Below are 19,185 nucleotides of genomic sequence, written 5' to 3'. Positions count from 1 at the left end.
GGGATCGCGCATGATGCAGGATAGTTGCGGCTCTGTGCCTGTCACGGAAGCCGGCCAGGCGCGGCTCTGTCCGCTTCAGGCCGCGCTTGCGACGCGGCCTGACGTCGAGAGTTACGATGATTTTGGCCGCGTCACGCTCTCGCTGTTCCGGTTCATCGCTGCCGCCTATGCGACCGGCGCGTCCGATTGCTGGGAGGCGGCCTATCGCTTTGCCGACGAGGCGCCTGGCATCACCGACAGTCCGCTGCTGGTCGCACGCGTTGCCGCGCTGGTCAGAATCCTGCGCAGCGGCCGGCCTTGCCAATTGTGCTTCATGCCGCCATCGTGCCGGCGCCTGTCGAAGGACGAGGCGGAATTGATGCGGCTGCTGGCGGTCGCACGCGGCAAGCAGCCGGGCGAGCTCCAAACTGTCGTCTGCCAGTTCGTCGGCAACGAGAACGAGACCGTGACGACGCGGGCGGTCAACGCGCTCGCGGTCTGCTGACCCCTAGCCGCCCTTCCTGCCGAGCACGAGATCGATGGTGTGGGACGCGATCTTGCGCAGCTGGGGCTCGTCGCCGAAGGCACGTTCGAGCACGGCGAGGCCGCGCGTCACCGTGATGATGTGCAGCGCTGCGGACGCGGAATTGCCGTTGAATTCACCGCGCGCCGCACCCGCCGACAACGTCTCCTGAACCAGAACGGTGATGCGCGAGATGAGGTTCGCGAAGGCCTGCCGCGCCTCCTCGTCGAGCCCCTCGCCTTCGGCCGCGCCGAGCTCCATCAGCCCGCGCGTCGTCGGACATCCGCGCGGGGGCGTGCCGGCGCGGAAGTTGCTGATGGTCAGGTCGAAGAACGCGGTGAGGCGTTTTCGCAATGAGCCCGCACCCAGCGCCTTTTGCAGGGCGACGAGATAATCGCCCGCGTAGCGCTCGTAGGCCTGGACGAACAGCGCCTCCTTGCTGCCGAAGGCGTTGTAGAGGCTACCGCGCTGGACACCGGCGTCGCGCGCGATATCCGACAGCGAGGTGCCGCGGACGCCCTTGCGCCAGAACTGGTCGAAGGCGATACGCAGGACATCGTCGTGGTCGAACTCGCGCGGCCTCAAGCTTTGCTCCTACCAAGCATATTTGACACGATGTCAAAAACATGATTTCCTGACGCCGCGTCAAAAACAAACTGGGGCCGATGCGCCCTTTCGTCAATGAGGATTTCGCGATGCCTCTCCTCCACATTTCGATGCGCGCCGGAAAGCCGGAAGTCTACCGGCAGGCGATCCTCGACGGCCTCTACCGCGCCATGCGCGAAGCGCTGAACGTCCCTGAAGGCGACGAGTTCATGACCATCAGCGAGCTTTCGCCCGCGAACTTCCGCTGCGGCAATGCCTACGGCGTCACGCGCAGCGACGATGCCGTGCTGATCCAGATCACCGTGTTCGCCTCGCGCACCCCCGAGCAGAAGAAGGCCCTGTACCGGCGGATCGCGGACCTGCTCGGCGAAAAACCGGGCCTCCGCCCCGAGGACGTGTTCGTCAATGTCCTCGATGCGCCCGCGGAGAATTGGTCCGTTGGAAACGGCATCGCACAATTCGCCTGAAGCGGCAGCTTCAACGATCCGCAACGCAGGTCTCCATGATCCCGTCGAGCTCCGCCTTCGAGAGCACGCCTAGCTCGACGATGAAGACAATCCGCGCGCACGGCAGAGCCGGGGCATCGCCAACGGCGAGCGCGGCATCGCTAACGGCGAGCGCGGCATCTGCAGGGGCGAGCGTGGCGCGGCCGGCCGCGAATTGAAACACCATCCGGCGCCCGGGCTGCTCGACGGTCTCCAACAGGCCTTTTGCCCGCGCGAGTTTTGGCGCGAGGCGGCCGATGGCCTGCTGCAAGCGGGCGAGCGAAAGTGGCTGGTCCGAGGTCCAGCTCAGGGTTTCGAAGCGTTGCTCTGCCGGACGTTTCGGTCCGGGTTTGCGCGGCGCGGGCGCACGATCGACGGTCGCGGGAAACAGCAGCGCGGACGGAATCTCGCCGTGCTGCGCGTCGACCACCACGGCAGGAACGCGCTGCGCGCGGATGGCCTCGCGGATACGCGCGCCCGCACCCTCATCCGCCAGATCCAGCTTGCTCAGCGCCACGATGTCGGCGACGCGCAGCTGCGAACGGTGCAGCGCGTCGTCGAGAGCGGCCGGCGGTGTCGCCGTGTCCATCACGCAGAGCACCGTTTCCAACGGCGCTTCGCGCAGGATCACGGGATCCATCAAATTGCGGACGATCTCGGCGGGATCGGCGACGCCGCTGGTCTCGATGACGATGTATTCCGGCTTCGGATCACGCCGCAGCAGCGTCGCAAGCGTGCGCAGCAGGTCGCCTTCGAGCGAGCAGCAGATGCAGCCATTGGCGAGGCTGACCACGCCGTCGCTCGCGCCCGCGATCAGCTCGGCATCGATGTTGATCGCACCGAAATCGTTGACCACAGCGGCGATTCGCCGCCCCTCCGCATGCGCCAGCAGATGGTTCACGACAGTGGTCTTGCCCGCCCCCAGAAAGCCCGTCACCAGGAGAATGGGGACCGGCATGTCTCAGCTCCCGACGACGGGACGGCGCACGGGACGGCCGGGCCGCACCGCGACGTCCAGCACACCATCTGTGATTAACGGCTGGCCGCTGACGATCAGATGCCGCACGCCTTCGGAGGGACGGTTCATCGCCGTGAAGGTCGCGCGGTCCGAGAGCTTCTCGTAGTCGAACACGACGATGTCGGCATCGGCATCCTTCGCGAGCCGACCTTTTGCGCGCATCGCGGGCGTGCTCTGCGACAGGATCTCCGCCGGGATCAGCGCGCATTTGCGCACGCCTTCGAGCAGCGACACGGTCTTGCGCTCGCGCACCCATTCGCGGATGAATTTCGTGAAGCAGCCCGCCGAGCGCGGATGCGAGGTGGCGTCATCCGGCAGCGGCCAGGCATCGCCGGTGTAGGTCTTGCCGTCCGACGTCGTCCACGGCATCGCGTCGGAGGCGATCGCGCCGCCGGGATAGAGCACCGACATGTCGAGGAGGTCGCGGTGATGCGCATTGTTCTCGGTGTCGAGGATGTGCCACAGCACCAGCGAGGACGGCTCTTCCGCCTGCGCCTTCAGGAGCTCCTCGCGATCGCTGAAGCGATGGCCGTCGGTGACCCGCTGCACGGAATCGTAACCGGTGCCGTTGCGCTCGACGAATTCGGGGTCGCTGAAGAAGGCGGCCGCCAGCACGGTCGAGCCGGTGCCGTAGGGATAGGCCTCGACCGTGATGGGCAGGCCCTGCGCCTGCGCTTTCGCGATCAGCACGCGGCAGCGCTCGACGTCGGTCTTGCTCGACGAGTTGAAATGGCAGATGTGCATGTGCGCGCCGGTGGCTCCGGCATAGCCGATCAGGCGGATATAGGCTTCCGCCGCGCTCTCGGGATCGATGCGCGACATGTAGGCGACATGGGTGAAGGTCGGCACGTCCTGCGCGGCCGCGAGCTGGCAGACCGCGGTCAGCTCCTGCACGCCGGCGCCCGGCGCATAGGCGTTCAAGATCCCGATGCCGATGCCGCCCTCGTTCAGGCCGCGCGAAAGGCGCTCGAGGATGCCGGCAACCTCCGCATCGCTCGCGACGTTGTCCATCCAGCGGCGATCGCGCATGGCGTTGCCGAACGCCTCCAGCGAGCTCTCCGCATTGGAGCCCGTCATCGCGCCAATACGCGCGAAAGCCCAATTGGTGGCCGCGCCGTAGTTCAACACGCGCCCCTTCCGCGCCTGGCGCTCATACCAGGACCCGACCGGCAGCACGCCCGCTTCGAGATCGAGCGTCGTCGTGACGCCGTCGAACGCCTGCATCCGATCCGCGGGGAGCGACTGGCCATGCGCGTGCAGGTCGATGAAGCCGGGGGCGACCACTAGCCCCGTCGCGTCGATTGTCCGCTCGGCGCTTCCGAGCGAGGCGCCAACCGCGGCGATCCTGCCGTCCACGACCGCCACATCCCCGATGGCGTCCATTCCGCTGGCGGGATCCACCACCCGGCCGCCAGAGATCACCAAGCCGCTCATGTCAAAATTCCTCCGCGCTGAATTCGCATCAAGGCAGATTCCGGGAGGGACGACCACCTCCACCGATGCCGACGCATCATGCTCGCAAGGAAGCTCGAAAGGGAGGCTCGAAAGGGAGGTCAGTTTGCATGCGGGTCGCGGACATGCGCTCGCAGCCTCGCGGCATGTTTTGCCCGAGCTATGCTTCTCGCTTCACCCCCTCGAAAAGAAAGGGCGCAGGGAAGACCGGGCGCCGGCTGGCACCCATAAAAACCCCCATGCGAACTGATTGCACACGCAATGCACAGGGGAGACACAGGGCAGCCGAGACCAGGCCTTCCCTGCGCGATGGTTTGACGGCCTATGCCGCGCTCTCCCCGGAGACGAGTTCCTTCTTGCCTCCGTCACCTCCGCGAAATGCACGGCACCGCGCCGGTTGACGCGATGACGCCTTCGCAAAGGCTTGACCGTAGCAACGACGGCCAAGACCACACGGTTTCGCCGTACGCAGGCATCCTGCTTCGCCCAAGCTTCGCAGGACATGGCCCTGCTTCGCCAGAGGCTTCGCGAGGTTTGAGCGCCGTCCGTCGATGCGGTTCGTGCCATGCTCACGAGGTTCATCTCGCCCTGCACGCACAAGCCCGCCTTTAACGCCGCCCGCGTCCACCGCAACTCCCAACCCGCGTTCGTGACGACGTACGACCGCCCCGGTGGGCAAAGTTCCCAAAGGTTTCGTGTGATCGCTCGACGTCTCCTGCAACGCGACCCTCGTCATTCTATTTCGCGCCGCGCTCTCCTCGGCGGATTTATGTCGGCGGGGACCGCCCTCGCGCTTGGCGGATGCGCCGGCTTGGGTGCGACCGGGGCGCGTTTCGACGCGTCATCGCTATCCCTTGACCCCACATTGCTCGTCACCACCACGCGCAAGCCGGTGAACGGCGGTCGCACGAAGCCCTGGTTCGGGCCGGAGCGCGCGACGACCATGACAATCGCGCGGGCGAAGCTGGGGGCGCCGGACGAGAGCCGCCTTTCTCTGGCCTCGGTTGGACTTGGCGATTGGCGCCTTGACCGGGTCGAACCGGTGTCGGCCGACGTTGGCGATCTCGTTGCGCAGGCCGGCGGAGGAGACGTGCTGATCTATGTGCACGGCTTCAAGCAGACGTTCGAGACGGCGGTGCTGGATGGCGCCCATCTCTCCGATGGGATCAAGTTCCGCGGCCGGACCATGGTGTTCTCCTGGCCCTCCAAGGCAGGACTGTTCGACTATGCCTATGACCGCGACAGTGCGATGTGGTCCCGCGACGAGTTCGAGCGCGTGCTCTCCACACTCGTGTCGGCGCCAGGCACCGGCCGCGTGAACATCGTTGCGCACAGCATGGGAACCATGCTGTCGCTCGAAAGCCTGCGTCAGCTCTATGCGCGATACGGCGACACAGTGACGAGCAAGATCGGCGCCGTGGTGTTTGCCGCGCCCGATATCGACATGGACGTGTTCTCGTCAGCGATCCAGCGCATCGGTCCGCTTGCGGGCAAAATCACCGTGATCGCCGCGACGAACGATCGCGCACTGGCGTTGTCGGGACAGATCGCAGGTGGAATGACCAGGGTCGGCGCCGCCGAAAAAGCCGTCATCGCGCGCCTCGGCGTACGCGTGGTCGATGCGTCAGCGGAAGGCTGGGGCATCATCAACCACGATCTTTTTCTGTCGAATGCAGAAGTACAGCGGGTGATCCGCCGCTCGATCGACGGCACGATCGCTTAGGAGAGCGCCCGCGCGGCATGAGTTTGATGCGTCGCGATCAATGACACCGAAGCGACAACCAACTACAATGGCAATTTTCGCTCGGCGATGATCCGCACAGGCGGAAAGGCGACGCAATCCACCACGTCGAACAACACTTCAATGTTGCGGTCAAACGCGTGCGCGAAGTCCATCGCATCATCGCGGCGTTCATCGGCAATAGCAGTGCCGAGCGTGCAATGGGGCGTCCAAGCGCCGGGCCGGTAGTGAGGACGACAATGCGCTGGATCGATTGCCGCGCTGATGATGCCGTGGATGCGAGCCAGGGATTCGTTGGCCTCCGGCTCCGCCCAGAGGACAAGCGGAGAAGCTTCGAACCAGCGAATTCGTTTGAACCTGATCCGCAGTTGCCTCTCGCCAGAACTAGCTGCCAGCATCGCATCGCACGCAGCCTTCTCGTGAGCCGCCGGGGAATCGTAGATGGCAAACGTAAAATGAGGCCGGTAGCCAAGGGCACGCATCGAGGGCTCGGCCTCGAAGACGGCAACCTGATGCCACAGCCGCACGATCTCGCCTGCTGAATCGTTGTCAGACCGGATATTGATCGCCAATGCCACAGGCGCACCCAAGGGGCGGAACAATCAAATCGAGATCAGGGGAAGGCTGGCTTCAAGACAATGGCGCTCCCTAGGGGAATCGAACCCCTGTTTCAGCCTTGAGAGGGCCGCGTCCTAACCGCTAGACGAAGGGAGCGTTGAGGGAGAGGACATAGCCTCGAATTTTGCCGGCGGCAAGCGGGGATCGAGGGGTTTCGGATGCTCGCTCTCCGCTGTCGTCCTGGCGAATGCAGGACCCATTACCCCAAGGCGTGGTTGTGGGCGAAGTGCCAACCACCAGTCCCCGCAACCACACCAGCCGGTGTTATGGGTCCTGGCCTTCGCCAAGACGACGATGGCGGCGAGTTCCGAGGCCGTACTCACGGCTCATTGGCGAATTTCAGCTTTCCAGCCGGCTTCAACGTGTGGGCATCGAAGGTGCGGATCTCGGTGACGCCGCCGATGTCGAGCGTGATCACGAGCCGGTCGCCGGCGACGCCGCTCGAGACGATTTTGGCGCCCTTCGGGAGAGTCGCGGTGACGTCGCCTGCCGGCTCGGGCGCCCTTCCCTCGGACTTGAAAAGGCGGTAGCCCACCGCGATCAGCACGGCGCAGATTGCCAGCGCCGTGGTCAACCCCGCGATCAGCATCATCCGCCGCACCCGCGCGAACAGCGCGGCCTGCTCGGGGCTCGGTTCGGGAACAACGGTATCAGACGTCGTCATGGAAAATTCTGGCTCTGCGCAAAGGTTGGAGGTTGTCGTCGAAGGCTCCGAGGGCTCGACCCGGCTCGACCGCGTGCTGGCGCTGCACCTTGCCGAGCTATCGCGATCGAGGCTGAAAGCCCTGATTCTGGGGGGCGCGGTGAGCCTCAGGGACGCCGCGATCCGGGACCCCGCTTATCACGTCGCCTCCGGCGATACGATCACAATCGACGTGCCGGAAGCGGCCGCGCCGGAGCCGAAAGGCGAGGATATCGCCCTCGACATCGTGTTCGAGGACGACGACATCGTCGTCCTCAACAAGCCGAAGGGGCTGGTGGTGCATCCCGCGGCGGGCCACGAGACCGGTACGCTGGTCAATGCGCTGATCGCCCATTGCGGCGGCTCGCTCTCCGGCATCGGCGGGGTGCGCCGGCCCGGCATCGTGCACCGGCTGGACAAGGACACCACCGGGTTGATGGTGGTCGCCAAGAACGACCTCGCGCATGCCTCGCTCACCGCGCAATTCGCCGATCACGGCCGTACCGGGCCGATGCGGCGCGGCTACATGGCCTTCGCCTGGGGGCTGCCGGGCCGCCATCGCGGCACCGTGGACGCGCCGATCGACCGTCACCCGCATGCGCGCGAGAAAATGGCGGTGCGCCAGGGCGGCCGCGAGGCCGTGACGCATTGGGAGCTTCTGGAGAGTTTTGCCGGACGCGACGGCAAGCCGATCGCGACGCTGCTCGCCTGCGAACTCGAGACCGGACGCACCCATCAGATCCGCGTCCACCTCGCCCATATCGGCCACCCCCTGATGGGCGACGCCGTCTACGGCCCGCATTTCAAGACCAAGGCGAACCAGCTGGGCCCCGAGTCGCAGGCCGCCCTCGCCGCGCTGGGGCGGCAGGCGCTGCACGCCTACCTGCTGGTATTGGAGCACCCGAGGACTGGAGAATTACTTCACTGGGAGACGCCTCTGCCGGAGGATTTGCTTCTCCTTCAGGGGGCCCTCAAAGCGGCGCTATGACGCAGGCCGCTTCAGAAATGCTTTACATTACAAAAAGTTATAGCTGCCACACGGGGACGTGACGTCAGCAATCCTTCCCTTTTTGCCTTCCGATGGAGTATATTGCGCTTGCGTTGAAGACCAACGCGGAACATCGCAGCACCGATCGGCTTTAACCAAGCGGTCGTCTGCCTGGCCCGCCGCTATCGGGGGCCTGAACCTGTTTGGAGGGCGCACTATGGCCCGTACAGCTACCCTGCCGGTCCTTAATGGCGAATCCGGCCTTTCCCGTTACCTCGGCGAAATCCGCAAGTTTCCGATGCTGGAACCCCAGCAGGAATACATGCTCGCCAAGCGTTGGCGCGAGCACGATGATCGCGACGCCGCGCACCAACTCGTCACCAGCCATCTCCGTCTCGTGGCCAAGATCGCCATGGGCTATCGCGGCTACGGCCTACCGATCTCCGAGGTCGTCTCGGAAGGCAATGTCGGCCTGATGCAGGCGGTGAAGCGGTTCGAGCCCGAGAAGGGCTTCCGTCTCGCAACCTACGCGATGTGGTGGATCAAGGCGTCGATTCAAGAGTACATCCTGCGTTCGTGGTCGCTCGTGAAGATGGGCACCACCGCGAACCAGAAGAAGCTGTTCTTCAACCTGCGCAAGGCGAAGAGCAAGATTTCCGCTCTGGACGAAGGCGATCTTCGCCCCGACCAGGTGGCCATCATCGCAAAGCGTCTCGGCGTCACGGCTCAGGACGTGGTCGACATGAACCGCCGCCTCGGTGGCGACGCGTCGCTCAACGCTCCGATCCGCGACGACGGCGAAGCCGGCGAATGGCAGGACTGGCTGGTCGACAATTCGCCCAACCAGGAAGCCATGCTGGCCGAGCACGAGGAGTATGATCACCGTCGTGACGCCCTGAACGGCGCCATGGGCGTGCTCAACCCGCGCGAACGCCGCATCTTCGAGGCCCGCCGCCTCGCCGACGAGCCGATGACCCTGGAAGACCTTGCCGCCGAGTTCGGCGTGTCGCGCGAGCGCGTCCGCCAGATCGAGGTCCGCGCCTTCGAGAAGGTGCAGTCCGCGGTCAAGGGCACGATCGCAAAGGCCGAACAGGCCGCGCTGGAAGCCGCGCTCTAAGCGCGAGGTTTTGGCGCCAGAGATTGGCGGATCAACAAGAGACAGAAAGCCGGCGGCGACGCCGGCTTTTTTGTTTGCGTGTGAGGCGCAGCATGTTCGCGGGGACGCGGACCAGGCATCTTGAACCCGCACTGCCGGTTGACCGACCAAAGGGATCGGGCCAACAGCATCAAGAGAACGGACACGCGCCGTGTCGATCATCCTGCAATCCACCGTGGGCGGCTTCTCCGCCCAGTTCATGCGCAAGCTGCCGCTGGTCGAGCAGGCGATGCGCGAGCACGGGCTCGAGCCGTCGGAGTTCGTGATCTCGAAGGACTATGCCTCGACCGCGACGATCCCGCTCATGGGTCCGTTCTTCTTCAATTACAGCGTCTATTTCGGCGAGGAGACATTCACCGTCACCGAGCCGAACGACATGGTGTTCCTGGACTACTTCTTCAAGCGCGTGCTGGCCGCGGACGGCCCGCCGGAACTGCCGCGGCGACCGGGCTTGATCCGGCGGCTTTTCGGGTGGATGTCGGAGCCGGTGTGATTGATCTTCCCCTCTCCCCTTGCGGGAGAGGGTGGCTCGCCGCGATAGCGGCGAGACGGGTGAGGGGTTGTCTCCGCGAGCACGTCTCTCACATCGTCATTCGCGGAGACAACCCCTCATCCGGCGCTTCGCGCCACCTTCTCCCGCAAGGGGAGAAGGGAAGAGCGCATCGTCGGCGCCTCGCTCACTCCTCCCATGTCCGCGCCAGCGTCGCAAGCCAGCAGCCTTCGCAATAGCGGGCATCCTTGTAGTCGATCCAGTTGTGCGCATAGACGTGGTCGAGCGGGATGCCGTAGCGCGCGCGCAGGATTTGGACGAGGATCTTCCACGCCGCGACCTGCGCCGCGGTCGGTCCCGTGGTGACGTCGGGATAGTTGCCGGCGAACTCGACGCCGATCGAATTGTCGCGCACCACCTGGCGGTAGGTCGGCTTGTTGTCGATGTACTTGTTGTCGTTGCGGTTGGCGCCGTCGCCATGGGTCGGCACCAGGTTTTCCGCGACCGCCCAATAGACGGTGCCGTCGGTCTCGACCCACAATGTGACGCCGCGACGCGTGGGATTCTTCGTTTGCATCTCGGCGCCGCCGCGCGCCGAGCCTGCCGGTCCCTCGGTCTGGTGCACGATGATGTTGCGCCAGGCTTTTGCGTTGCCGACATCGCCCCATGGCGCCAGCCACACCATCTTCAGGCCGGGAATGTCGGGCGTGCCGGAGGCGCGCGCGAGCTTTGCGAGCTCGGCGTCGGTCGCAGCGGCAGGTGCGATCAGAATGAGGGCGGCGAGAACGGCCGCGAGCAGGCGAGAGATCATCATGCGGGTCCAATGCGGACCTGACGTTAGCACGCCCTTACGCGAATTTGCGCAAGGCCTCGCCTGAACCGATCGGGTCAGGCATCAGCGGTGGCGCTGGATCGTGGACGGCAAAGTCGTTCTTGCCGTTCTTCTTGGCCGCATAGAGGGCGTGGTCGGCATGCGCGATCAGGCGGTCCGGAAACTGGCCGACGCCGCGGTCCCACTGCGCCACCCCGATCGAGATCGCAATCGGAATGTCGATGCCGGTGCAGCTGACGGCATCCTGGCGGCAGACCTCGAGCACGCGGCGGGCGATCGCAGCCGCCTCGCGCAAGGTCGACGACGGCAGCACGACGCAGAATTCGTCGCCGCCGGTGCGGGCGAGCATGTCGCCGGGCCTCAAGCGCGTCTGCGCCATCAGGGTGAAGTGCTGGAGGCAGGCATCGCCCGCGGCATGGCCATGGGTGTCGTTGATGGTCTTGAAGCCGTCGAGATCGATGACCAGCAGCGAGAACGGCTCGCTGCTGCGCTCCGAGCGGGCGCATTCTTCGCTCAGCCGCTGCAACAGATGCCGCCGGTTGGCGACGCCGGTGAGATCGTCGAGTAGCGCGAGGTCGGCGACCTCGTTGCGCAAGCTGTCCATCGCCATCAGCAGGAAGCCGAAATTGAGCGTCATGGACAGGAACAGGAGACCCAGCACCATGACGCCATGAGCCTGGCCGCCGGCGCTTGCCGAGAAATCGCCGCCGAGCAGATTGCCCACCGTGCGGACGACGAGGATCGCGATAATGGCGAGGATGACGATGCCGGACAGCCGGGCGCCCGGACTGACGCGGCCTTCCGGCGGCGACAGCAACAGACGCAGCGCCAGCACCAGCGGCACGGCCTGACCGAGCGTGTAGCAGAGCATGCGCAGCTGCATGTTGTCGAAGCCGACCACGAAGAACACGACGCCGGCGAGGCTTAAGCCTGCTGTTGCGATCATGACGCGCCATGAGACGGGCCGGTGATAGAAGCGTTGAATGCCCATGGCGGCAAGGCAGCTCGCCGCGATGACGCCGGCGGCGCCAAGCAGGAGCGGCAACGGAGACGCGACGAACAGGCGCAGCAGGGCCGTCATCGCGCCGGTCGCGCCGATAAAGGACGATGCCATCCAGAACCGCGCGGCCGCGAATTTCGGATAGGTGCGCATCACGTAGGCCCAGATCAGGCCGAGCGCCAGGAAGTTGACGACGAACACGGTCCAGAGTGTCGGCACGTTCAGCATGGCGCACGCGGCGCGCGCAGCGTCGCGCCCTCCGTCCCTGCCAGCTGACCGTCCATGATCCCGTCCCCGTTTTCTTGGGGGGACAATGCCGCCGCCGCGCTTAACGGAGTCTCACTGCGATCCGCGAAAGCATGACTTTGGTTTTGGATTCATGAACGGCTGGCGCATTGTCGGATCGTTAGGCATGCCGGCGATGCGGATTCGCGAGCCAAAATCACCCGAAAATGCATCTGAGCTGTGGATAACGCGATGACACGGATGTGACAGCGCGGGGCAGAAGCGCGCGAATCTGCTGAGCTTGTCATCGAGGATGTTGCGAGGCTGGCCCTCCGCCGAGCATCCCTCGTGTCGCGTTTCACCATTAACCCTGAAGAGGATCCTATGGCTAAGAAAGCGAAGAAGGCGAAGAAGGCGACGAAGAAGAAGGCCAAGAAGGCAGCGAAGAAGAAGTAGCGAGGCTTCTTATTCTTTGCCCGGGTGGAGCACGCTCCGCCCGGGCGTCGGGTGGGAGTTCTGAGTTGGAAGATGGCGGGCGCAAGGCCCGCTTTTTTATTGGCTGGAGAAGCTATCGCTCCGCGAACGCCAGCTTGGCGCCGAGCGCGGCGAAGCCGGCGGCAAAACTCCGGCGCAGCCAGGCCATGACACGCGGGCGGGAGATGACGCGCTCGCGCACCGATGCCGCACAGAGGCCGTAGACCACGAACACCGCAAACGTCATCGCCATGAAGGCGCCGCTCAATTCCAGCATTCGCGCCAGCACATGGGCTTCGTCCGCGGCGATGAACTGCGGCAGGAAAGCCAGGAAGAAGATCGACAGTTTTGGATTGAGGATGTTGATCAGGAAGCCGGTCACGATCACCCGACCGACCGAACGCTCGCGGATCTCGCCGTCGACTGCCAGCGCCCCGGTCTCGCGCAGCGCCTGCCAGGACATGTAGAGCAGATAGGCGACACCGCACCATTTCAGCGCGGCGAAGGCGAGCGCGCTGGTGTGGAGCACGGCGGCGAGCCCCAGCATCGCGGCCGTCATGTGCGGCACGATTCCGAGGGTGCAGCCGAAGGCAGCGGCGACGCTCGCGCGCGAGCCGCGGGTCAGCGCGGCCGCCAGCGTGTAGAGCACGCCGGTGCCGGGCGAGGCGACGACGATCAGCGAGGTGAGCAGGAAGGACAAGGTCATGGACCGACCTTATCACCGCGCCGCGGACCACGAAAGCCGGCCTGCCGGATCGACCCTCAGGACAGCTGCGCGATCTCGGCCTCGCGGAGCACGTCGAGCGGCGCCCATGGCTTAGCCCAGAACTTCGCGCCGTTCGGCAAGGCCTGCATCAAGGGCCGGCCGGAGGTGACGACGACGTCGAGCTTCGGGTTGCGGTCCTTGGCGACATGCGCGAGCTCGACGCCGTTCATGCGGCCGGCAAGCTGAACGTCGGTCATCATCAGGCAGAGCGCGCCGGCGCTCTTCTCCAGCACAAGCTCGGCCGCCTCGGCGCTCTCGCATTGAATGACGTCGTAGCCGCTTTCTTCGAGAAGAAGACTGAGCATCTCCCTCTGCATGAGGTCGTCTTCCACGATCAGTGCGGTGGCTCGAAACGGCTTTGCTTGTCCCATCGGCGGCTCCCAATGCTGCCTGTCTTCATCAAGTAACGTAGGTTAAGGAGGGAACCGCCATGCGGTTCGGTTCCAATATGAAAAAATGTAAATCATAGTTCCGCTCAAGTGGCTCGACGGGGGATCATCATGACTGCAATCCGCGGCGCCGCCGCTATCACCGGAGCGGCAAGCGGCATCGGCCGCGCACTGGCGATCGAGCTTGCGCGGCGCGGCTGCGATCTCGCGCTCGCCGATCGCGACGAGCCCGGGCTGAAGACGCTCGCGGCCGAGATCGGCGCCGCAAGCAAGCTCAGCCTGCATCGCGTCGATGTCAGCGAGCCCGACGACATCGCGCAATTCGCGCGTGAGGCGGCCACCGCGCATCCCGCACTTGGCATCGTCGTCAACAATGCCGGCGTTGCACTGATGGGATCGTTCGAGGAGATCGACCAGGCGCAGATGGACTGGCTGTTCGACATCAATTTCTGGGGCGTGGTGCACGGCACGCGCGCCTTCCTGCCGCATCTGAAGACGTTGGGCGAGGCACACATCGTCAATTTGTCCTCGATCTTCGGCATCATCGCCCCGCCGGGACAGTCGGCCTATGCCGCGGCGAAATTCGCGGTGCGCGGCTTTTCCGAGAGCGTGCGGCACGAGCTGGCCATGGCGGGCAGCCCTGTCAGGCTGTCGGTCGTGCATCCTGGCGGCGTCGCCACCGCCATCGCCCGCAACTCGCGCACCGGGGTCGGCGTCACCGACAACGCACGCCGGTCGCAATCGATCGAGCGGTTCGAGAACGCGGCAAGGACCACGCCCCGGGACGCCGCGCTGCGCATCATCAAGGGCATCGAGAGAAACGAGCCGCGCATCCTGATCGGCAACGACGCCCGCTTCATGGATCTCCTGCAGCGCTTCCGCCCGGCAACGTACTGGGCGCCGTTGCAGCGCAAGCTGGAGAGGATGGCGAAGGGGACGGAGTGAGGGGCGCCGTCGAATTAAACCGTCGTCCTGGCGAGCGTTCACGGACCTCTCCGTTGTCACTCCCCGCGAAGGCGGGGAATCCAGTACGCAGCAGCCTCTCCGTATTCTCGCGCGGTCTCTGGAATACTGGATCGCCCGCCTTCGCGGGCGATGACACCAAGTATGTGCGCGAGTGCTCCGTCTCTTTGGCTCCCCTCACTGCCCCGCCAGCCGATCGGCAAAATACCCGATCGTCTTGCGATAGATCACCGCCCTGTTCCATTCGCGCATGGCCTCGAAATTGGCGGTGCCTTCGCCGTAGGGCTGGCCCATCTTGAAGCCGCTGGTGTGGAGCAGGTTCGCGGTCGAGGCGAGCACGTCGGGGACGCTGTGGCGGAGATCGACGTGGCCGTCGCCGTCGAAATCGACGCCGTACTTGATGTAGGAGGACGGCAGGAACTGGGTCTGGCCGATCTCGCCGGCATAGGCGCCGATCAGGTCGCGCAGCGGCAGGTCACCGCGCTGCACGATCTTCAGCGCCGCGAGCAGCTCGCCCTGGAATAGCTCGGTGCGGCGGCAGTCATGCGCGAGCGTCGCCAGCGTGCGGACCACCGGCAGCTTGCCGATGTCGCCCTTGCCGAAATCGCTCTCCAGCCCCCAGATCGCAACCAGGATATAGCGGGGCACGCCGAACTGCTGCTCGATGCGTGAGAGCAGCGCGGCATGGCGCTGCAACAGCGCCTTGCCGCCATTGATGCGGCCGGGGCCGACGCGGGTCGAGACATACTGCTCGAAGCTCTTGTTGAAGGTGTAGCGCTGGCGCCGGTCGAAGGCGAGCACCGCGCCGTCCTGCTGCACGCCGCTGAGCGCCGCGCTGGTCACGCTCGCCGAGACGCCGGCGGCCTGCGCTTCCGAGGCCATGCTGGCGACAAAGCTGTTGAAGTCGCCGCCGCAGCGCGCGGCTTGCGCCGATCCGCCGGCCAGACAGGCGATGAAGGCGATGGCCAAGGCGTATTTCGACATTCGGATGAATCCTACAGGGAATGGGCGGGAGAGCGGCGCGCGATCATGCCCGGGAACCAGATTCGCGTCAAAGCGGCAAATCCTCACCAGAACCAATCGCATCCTGGCTCGACGAATGAAGTCCGATGTCGCGACCACTGCATATCTCATGCGCTCGCTGCGGCATCGCAGCGCCAGCGATTTGCCTTGCCATGGCATGGCGCCGGTTATAACATTCTATCCTAGGTTGTCGCCCCGCCAGCCCCGGGCGACGCTGAAGACCAAAATAAACGGCGGGCTTCGCGGCCCGCCGTTTGTTGAGGCAAGGGTGAGGCAAGGATCTCCTAAGGAGCGCATCGGGTTTTACGAAGCGTTGGACTCTTCCGCCCGACATCGAGGCGCCTCGTAAATGGGTTCGTCGATCGATCGCGCAGCTGGTTCTGCCGCTGCAGGGTCCGCGCCCAGCCACCGGAAACCTGCCAAAGTCATTTGACTATGGCCCCCTGATCGACGAAAAGCCGGCCATGGCCAAAAAACCCGGAACCAATCCCAAGGGCGAATTCGCCTTTTTCAACGTCTTCTATGAAGACGGCTCACAACGCTCCAACCGGCGCGTGCCCGCCGAATTGCTCGGCGGCCTCGACGGCGACGAGCCGGCCCGCGCCTATATCATGGAGCAGGACCGCGAGATCGCCGAAAAATCCGGCCGCCCGGCGCTTGAGATCAAGAACCTCGAGCGGGTCGGCGCGAAGAAGAAATAGGTCGACCCAGGCAGGCGCTCACCAGCGCCCGCTCCGCCTGTTCCAGGCAAACAGCAGATCGGCAAACCGGTTATAGAAGAACCGGGTGAACGGCAGCGCCACGCGATTGCCGAACAACTCCGCAAGCCACCCCTCCCCCGGCGTCAGCCCCCACAGCGCAACCGCGACATCCGCGCCGACGATGAGTTGGCCGGCCGCATCGGTCGCATGCAGGCAGCGCCTGACGTCGTCGAGCGTGGCGCCAAAGTGCGCCAGCGCATCGGGCTGCTCGTTGATATCCCTGAATTGGATCGTGCCCGCGCGCACCAGCGCCAACAGCTTGTTGCGCTGCCAGTCGATGCCGGCATCGCAGACAGGGCAACGGGTGTTGTACCAGACGGTGAGGTGAGCCGGCATCATCGAAGCATAGATGTCGATCTGTGCGACGTCGAGGCTGGAGCCATCCACCCGGAATTCCAGAATCGATGCGCCTCTCTCGTCGGATGTATATTCGATTGGAAAAGCATGAGCCTCTTTGGGCTGAACGCTGTCGAAGTAGGCGTGAACGAAAACGGCGGGCTTTCGCCCGCCGTTCTTGTTTCAACAGCCAAGTGGCGGCGTTTGAACTAGTTATCCAGGAACGACCGCAGCTTCCGCGACCTTGACGGGTGCTTCAGCTTGCGCAGCGCTTTCGCTTCGATCTGACGAATACGCTCTCTCGTCACCGAGAACTGCTGGCCGACTTCTTCCAGCGTATGGTCGGTGTTCATGCCGATGCCGAAGCGCATGCGCAGCACGCGCTCTTCGCGCGGGGTGAGCGAGGCCAGCACGCGCGTGGTGGTTTCGCGCAGGTTGGACTGGATCGCGGCGTCGATCGGCAGGATCGCGTTCTTGTCCTCGATGAAATCGCCGAGGTGTGAATCCTCTTCGTCACCGACGGGCGTCTCCAGCGACAACGGCTCCTTGGCGATCTTGAGGACTTTTCGCACTTTCTCCAGCGGCATGCCGAGCTTTTCGGCCAATTCCTCAGGAGTGGGCTCGCGGCCGATCTCGTTAAGCATCTGCCGCGAGGTGCGCACGATCTTGTTGATCGTCTCGATCATGTGCACGGGGATGCGGATGGTGCGCGCCTGGTCGGCGATCGAGCGGGTGATCGCCTGCCGGATCCACCACGTGGCGTAGGTCGAGAACTTGTAGCCGCGGCGATACTCGAACTTGTCGACCGCCTTCATCAGACCGATGTTGCCTTCCTGGATCAGGTCGAGGAACTGCAGGCCGCGGTTGGTGTATTTCTTGGCGATCGAGATCACGAGACGGAGGTTGGCTTCCACCATCTCCTTCTTGGCCTGGCGGGCTTCGCGCTCGCCCTTCTGCACCGAGTGCACGATCTTGCGGAACTCGATGATCTCCAAGCCGGTCAGCGCCGCGAGCTGATGCACCTCGTGGCGGAGGTCCTTGATGCGGTCCTTCTCGTGATGGACGAAGTTCTTCCAGCCCTTGGCCGACAGCTTCGAGACACGGTTGAGCCAGCGCGGATCGAGCTCCGAGCCGGTGTAGTTGCGCAGGAAGTCCTCGCGCGCGACGCCGTGGCTGTCGGCAAGGCGCATCAGGCGGCTCTCATGGGAGACGAGGCGCTTGTTGATGTCGTAGAGCTGCTCGACCAGTGAGTCGATACGCGCCTGGTTCAGGCGCAGCGACTTCACCTCGACGATGATCTCGTCCTTGAGCTTGCGGTATTTGCGCTCCTGGTGCGGCGAGAGCGAGGGGCCGTGCGAGGTGCTCTCGAGCTGGTTCTGGATGTCCTGCTCTTGCAGCTTGCGCAGCTTCTTGTAGCTGTCGGCGATCTTGTCGAAGATCTCGACGACCTTCGGCTTGAGCTCGGCCTCGATCGCCGCAAGCGACATCTGGTTCTCGAACTCGTCGTCCTCGTCCATGTCGGCTTCGGCGGCGGACTCCGCGGGATCCTTCGCGGCGTCGCCGGCATTGCCGGGCGCAGGCGCGGCGCGGAACGGGGTCGGCGCCGGCGGTGCGGCGGGCGGCGCGACATGCGCCGGCGCGGCGCCGGTGGCCTGGCCGCCTTCGGCCGTCGCTTCACCGGTCTCGCCGTTCGGACCGGCGATCATCGCATTGTTCATGCCGGCCTTGGCATCGGGCCCGGCATAGGTGGCTTCGAGATCGATGATGTCACGAAGGAAGATTTTTCCTTCGTTGAGCTCGTCGCGCCAGATGATGATGGCCTGGAAGGTCAGCGGGCTTTCGCACAGACCTGCGATCATCGCCTCGCGGCCGGCCTCGATGCGCTTCGCAATCGCGATTTCGCCTTCGCGCGACAGCAGCTCGACGGTGCCCATCTCGCGCAGATACATGCGCACGGGATCATCGGTGCGCTCGCCCGGCTCGCTCTTCTTGACCTCGGTGACGGCCTTCTGGGTGACTTCGACCAGTTCGTTGTCGGTCTCGTCCTCGCCGCTCTCGTCCTTGTCCTCCTCGCCTTCGCTATCGTCGGCTTCGGTGACGTTGATGCCCATGTCCGAGAGCATGGACATGATGTCCTCGATCTGCTCGGGAGAGGTCTGGTCGGACGGCAAAACTTCGTTGAGCTGATCGAAGGTCACGAAGCCGCGCTTCTTGGCCTGCTTGATCATCTTCTTCACGGCCGCGTCGGACAGATCGAGCAACGGCGAGGGCGCATCCTGGGAGTCCTTCTCCGGCGCGTCCGCTGCCTTGTCGTCTTTTTCCTTGTCCTTCGCCTGCAGCGTCTTTGCCTTGGTGGCCATCCATTGCTCCTAAACGCGTTTCACACAGACGTTCGCCGCGCCCGCGCAAAATCACTTGAACCTGTTGCTCGATGCTCTCGCTTCGTCAGATCTCGACACGGAAAGGGCGGCGCGGACCTCTTGTCGCCACCCCCGACCTTTCACTCGCCGGATTTGCCTAACGCTTCGTAGAGCCTCTTTGTCGCAGCGGATGCAGGTGTAGTGCCAACAGCAATTGCGCGGATTCATTCCTGACGCGTCTGTTCTGCCTGCGGCCGCCTGGTGGCCAAAGTGCTACAAGACCGTTAAGCCTCGATTAACCCTGTTTTTGCCGCCAAA

The 19,185-nt window shown here is 64.6% G+C and carries 20 protein-coding genes and 1 tRNA gene; 8 read left to right on the top strand and 13 right to left on the bottom strand.

Features of this window, described 5'->3' with window-relative positions; genetic code table 11:
* Positions 1-10 precede the first annotated feature (10 nt).
* Entirely contained in the window at positions 11-484 is a 474-nt protein-coding gene (locus tag RX329_RS06845) for a hypothetical protein (protein ID WP_018453635.1), read from the top strand.
* 3 nt (positions 485-487) lie between these two features.
* On the opposite strand, the gene RX329_RS06840 is transcribed toward RX329_RS06845, so the two are convergent.
* On the bottom strand, positions 488-1,087 hold the full coding sequence (locus RX329_RS06840; RefSeq protein WP_085384407.1) for a TetR/AcrR family transcriptional regulator: 600 nt from the start codon (positions 1,085-1,087) through the stop codon (positions 488-490).
* A 110-nt stretch (positions 1,088-1,197) separates the two neighbouring features.
* Here RX329_RS06840 and RX329_RS06835 point away from each other — a divergent pair, with 110 nt between their 5' ends.
* Entirely contained in the window at positions 1,198-1,575 is a 378-nt protein-coding gene (locus RX329_RS06835) for a tautomerase family protein (protein ID WP_026232569.1), read from the top strand.
* A gap of 10 nt (positions 1,576-1,585) precedes the next feature.
* On the opposite strand, the gene RX329_RS06830 is transcribed toward RX329_RS06835, so the two are convergent.
* Both RX329_RS06830 and RX329_RS06825 read right to left on the bottom strand, forming a co-directional pair.
* Positions 1,586-2,551 (bottom strand): CobW family GTP-binding protein, encoded by a 966-nt coding sequence (locus RX329_RS06830; RefSeq protein WP_085349593.1) that lies wholly within the window; start codon positions 2,549-2,551, stop codon positions 1,586-1,588.
* Between the two features lie 3 nt (positions 2,552-2,554).
* Positions 2,555-4,045 carry an amidohydrolase family protein gene (locus tag RX329_RS06825; RefSeq protein WP_085360509.1) on the bottom strand — a complete coding sequence of 497 codons (1,491 nt, stop codon included), beginning with the start codon at positions 4,043-4,045 and terminating at the stop codon, positions 2,555-2,557.
* 787 nt (positions 4,046-4,832) lie between these two features.
* Between RX329_RS06825 and RX329_RS06820 the strand changes: the two genes are divergently transcribed.
* Positions 4,833-5,786 carry an alpha/beta hydrolase gene (locus RX329_RS06820; RefSeq protein WP_085384409.1) on the top strand — a complete coding sequence of 318 codons (954 nt, stop codon included), beginning with the start codon at positions 4,833-4,835 and terminating at the stop codon, positions 5,784-5,786.
* A gap of 62 nt (positions 5,787-5,848) precedes the next feature.
* Here RX329_RS06820 and RX329_RS06815 read toward each other — a convergent pair whose 3' ends face one another.
* The 3 genes from RX329_RS06815 to RX329_RS06805 form a co-directional block, all read right to left on the bottom strand.
* Positions 5,849-6,382 (bottom strand): 2'-5' RNA ligase family protein, encoded by a 534-nt coding sequence (locus tag RX329_RS06815; RefSeq protein ID WP_085349596.1) that lies wholly within the window; start codon positions 6,380-6,382, stop codon positions 5,849-5,851.
* A gap of 61 nt (positions 6,383-6,443) precedes the next feature.
* Positions 6,444-6,518 (bottom strand) — tRNA-Glu (locus RX329_RS06810).
* Positions 6,519-6,741: 223 nt separating this feature from the next.
* Entirely contained in the window at positions 6,742-7,086 is a 345-nt protein-coding gene (locus RX329_RS06805; RefSeq protein ID WP_018453628.1) for a hypothetical protein, read from the bottom strand.
* Here RX329_RS06805 and RX329_RS06800 point away from each other — a divergent pair.
* The 3 genes from RX329_RS06800 to RX329_RS06790 all read left to right on the top strand — a co-directional run bounded on the left by RX329_RS06800 (position 7,085) and on the right by RX329_RS06790 (position 9,741).
* Positions 7,085-8,092: an RluA family pseudouridine synthase gene (locus RX329_RS06800; protein WP_026232566.1), complete on the top strand. Its 1,008-nt coding sequence runs from the start codon at positions 7,085-7,087 to the stop codon at positions 8,090-8,092. The genes RX329_RS06805 and RX329_RS06800 overlap by 2 nt on opposite strands.
* 217 nt (positions 8,093-8,309) lie before the next feature.
* The gene (gene rpoH, locus RX329_RS06795) at positions 8,310-9,209 is read left to right on the top strand and encodes an RNA polymerase sigma factor RpoH (protein ID WP_007596598.1); all 900 of its coding nucleotides are present in this window, start codon (positions 8,310-8,312) and stop codon (positions 9,207-9,209) included.
* A 190-nt stretch (positions 9,210-9,399) separates the two neighbouring features.
* Positions 9,400-9,741 (top strand): hypothetical protein, encoded by a 342-nt coding sequence (locus tag RX329_RS06790; RefSeq protein ID WP_018453625.1) that lies wholly within the window; start codon positions 9,400-9,402, stop codon positions 9,739-9,741.
* Positions 9,742-9,925: 184 nt separating this feature from the next.
* On the opposite strand, the gene RX329_RS06785 is transcribed toward RX329_RS06790, so the two are convergent.
* The 4 genes from RX329_RS06785 to RX329_RS06770 form a co-directional block, all read right to left on the bottom strand.
* Positions 9,926-10,552 carry an N-acetylmuramoyl-L-alanine amidase gene (locus RX329_RS06785; protein WP_018453624.1) on the bottom strand — a complete coding sequence of 209 codons (627 nt, stop codon included), beginning with the start codon at positions 10,550-10,552 and terminating at the stop codon, positions 9,926-9,928.
* A gap of 34 nt (positions 10,553-10,586) precedes the next feature.
* Positions 10,587-11,798, bottom strand: coding sequence for a GGDEF domain-containing protein (locus tag RX329_RS06780; RefSeq protein ID WP_085360511.1), 1,212 nt, complete (start codon positions 11,796-11,798; stop codon positions 10,587-10,589).
* A gap of 565 nt (positions 11,799-12,363) precedes the next feature.
* A complete protein-coding gene (locus RX329_RS06775) occupies positions 12,364-12,975 on the bottom strand; it encodes a LysE family translocator (protein WP_085360513.1) in 612 nt (203 codons plus the stop codon).
* A gap of 56 nt (positions 12,976-13,031) precedes the next feature.
* Positions 13,032-13,406, bottom strand: a complete 375-nt coding sequence (locus RX329_RS06770; protein ID WP_018453620.1) for a response regulator — start codon at positions 13,404-13,406, stop codon at positions 13,032-13,034.
* Between the two features lie 129 nt (positions 13,407-13,535).
* Here RX329_RS06770 and RX329_RS06765 point away from each other — a divergent pair, with 129 nt between their 5' ends.
* Complete coding sequence (locus tag RX329_RS06765; RefSeq protein WP_085360515.1) at positions 13,536-14,369, top strand: SDR family NAD(P)-dependent oxidoreductase; 834 nt, start codon at positions 13,536-13,538, stop codon at positions 14,367-14,369.
* A 195-nt stretch (positions 14,370-14,564) separates the two neighbouring features.
* Here the strand turns inward: RX329_RS06765 and RX329_RS06760 are convergent, their stop codons facing one another.
* Complete coding sequence (locus RX329_RS06760; protein WP_085360517.1) at positions 14,565-15,371, bottom strand: lytic murein transglycosylase; 807 nt, start codon at positions 15,369-15,371, stop codon at positions 14,565-14,567.
* A 503-nt stretch (positions 15,372-15,874) separates the two neighbouring features.
* Between RX329_RS06760 and RX329_RS06755 the strand changes: the two genes are divergently transcribed.
* Positions 15,875-16,111 carry a hypothetical protein gene (locus RX329_RS06755; RefSeq protein ID WP_007614643.1) on the top strand — a complete coding sequence of 79 codons (237 nt, stop codon included), beginning with the start codon at positions 15,875-15,877 and terminating at the stop codon, positions 16,109-16,111.
* A gap of 18 nt (positions 16,112-16,129) precedes the next feature.
* On the opposite strand, the gene RX329_RS06750 is transcribed toward RX329_RS06755, so the two are convergent.
* Together RX329_RS06750 and rpoD are read right to left on the bottom strand one after the other, a co-directional pair.
* Positions 16,130-16,510: a thiol-disulfide oxidoreductase DCC family protein gene (locus RX329_RS06750; RefSeq protein ID WP_410706472.1), complete on the bottom strand. Its 381-nt coding sequence runs from the start codon at positions 16,508-16,510 to the stop codon at positions 16,130-16,132.
* Positions 16,511-16,716: 206 nt separating this feature from the next.
* Entirely contained in the window at positions 16,717-18,867 is a 2,151-nt protein-coding gene (gene rpoD / locus RX329_RS06745) for an RNA polymerase sigma factor RpoD (protein WP_085360519.1), read from the bottom strand.
* Positions 18,868-19,185: the final 318 nt, after the last annotated feature.

The organism is Bradyrhizobium sp. BWC-3-1 (genome assembly GCF_032917965.1).
In the GTDB taxonomy this organism is placed as follows: Bacteria; Pseudomonadota; Alphaproteobacteria; order Rhizobiales; family Xanthobacteraceae; genus Bradyrhizobium; species Bradyrhizobium canariense_D.
Note: the sequence above shows the minus strand (reverse complement) of the source record. Positions and strands in the feature narration are given on the sequence as shown.

Excerpts from the sequence above, each read along its gene's own strand:
- RX329_RS06845 (WP_018453635.1), top strand. The coding sequence starts at position 11 with ATGATGCAGGATAGTTGCGGCTCTGTGCCTGTCACGGAAGCCGGCCAG.
- RX329_RS06835 (WP_026232569.1), top strand. The coding sequence starts at position 1,198 with ATGCCTCTCCTCCACATTTCGATGCGCGCCGGAAAGCCGGAAGTCTAC.
- RX329_RS06830 (WP_085349593.1), bottom strand. The coding sequence starts at position 2,551 with ATGCCGGTCCCCATTCTCCTGGTGACGGGCTTTCTGGGGGCGGGCAAG.
- RX329_RS06825 (WP_085360509.1), bottom strand. The coding sequence starts at position 4,045 with ATGAGCGGCTTGGTGATCTCTGGCGGCCGGGTGGTGGATCCCGCCAGC.
- RX329_RS06820 (WP_085384409.1), top strand. The coding sequence starts at position 4,833 with ATGTCGGCGGGGACCGCCCTCGCGCTTGGCGGATGCGCCGGCTTGGGT.
- RX329_RS06800 (WP_026232566.1), top strand. The coding sequence starts at position 7,085 with ATGGAAAATTCTGGCTCTGCGCAAAGGTTGGAGGTTGTCGTCGAAGGC.
- RX329_RS06805 (WP_018453628.1), bottom strand. The coding sequence starts at position 7,086 with ATGACGACGTCTGATACCGTTGTTCCCGAACCGAGCCCCGAGCAGGCC.
- rpoH (WP_007596598.1), top strand. The coding sequence starts at position 8,310 with ATGGCCCGTACAGCTACCCTGCCGGTCCTTAATGGCGAATCCGGCCTT.
- RX329_RS06785 (WP_018453624.1), bottom strand. The coding sequence starts at position 10,552 with ATGATGATCTCTCGCCTGCTCGCGGCCGTTCTCGCCGCCCTCATTCTG.
- RX329_RS06780 (WP_085360511.1), bottom strand. The coding sequence starts at position 11,798 with ATGCTGAACGTGCCGACACTCTGGACCGTGTTCGTCGTCAACTTCCTG.
- RX329_RS06775 (WP_085360513.1), bottom strand. The coding sequence starts at position 12,975 with ATGACCTTGTCCTTCCTGCTCACCTCGCTGATCGTCGTCGCCTCGCCC.
- RX329_RS06770 (WP_018453620.1), bottom strand. The coding sequence starts at position 13,406 with ATGGGACAAGCAAAGCCGTTTCGAGCCACCGCACTGATCGTGGAAGAC.
- RX329_RS06765 (WP_085360515.1), top strand. The coding sequence starts at position 13,536 with ATGACTGCAATCCGCGGCGCCGCCGCTATCACCGGAGCGGCAAGCGGC.
- RX329_RS06760 (WP_085360517.1), bottom strand. The coding sequence starts at position 15,371 with ATGTCGAAATACGCCTTGGCCATCGCCTTCATCGCCTGTCTGGCCGGC.
- RX329_RS06755 (WP_007614643.1), top strand. The coding sequence starts at position 15,875 with ATGGCCAAAAAACCCGGAACCAATCCCAAGGGCGAATTCGCCTTTTTC.
- RX329_RS06750 (WP_410706472.1), bottom strand. The coding sequence starts at position 16,510 with ATGATGCCGGCTCACCTCACCGTCTGGTACAACACCCGTTGCCCTGTC.
- rpoD (WP_085360519.1), bottom strand. The coding sequence starts at position 18,867 with ATGGCCACCAAGGCAAAGACGCTGCAGGCGAAGGACAAGGAAAAAGAC.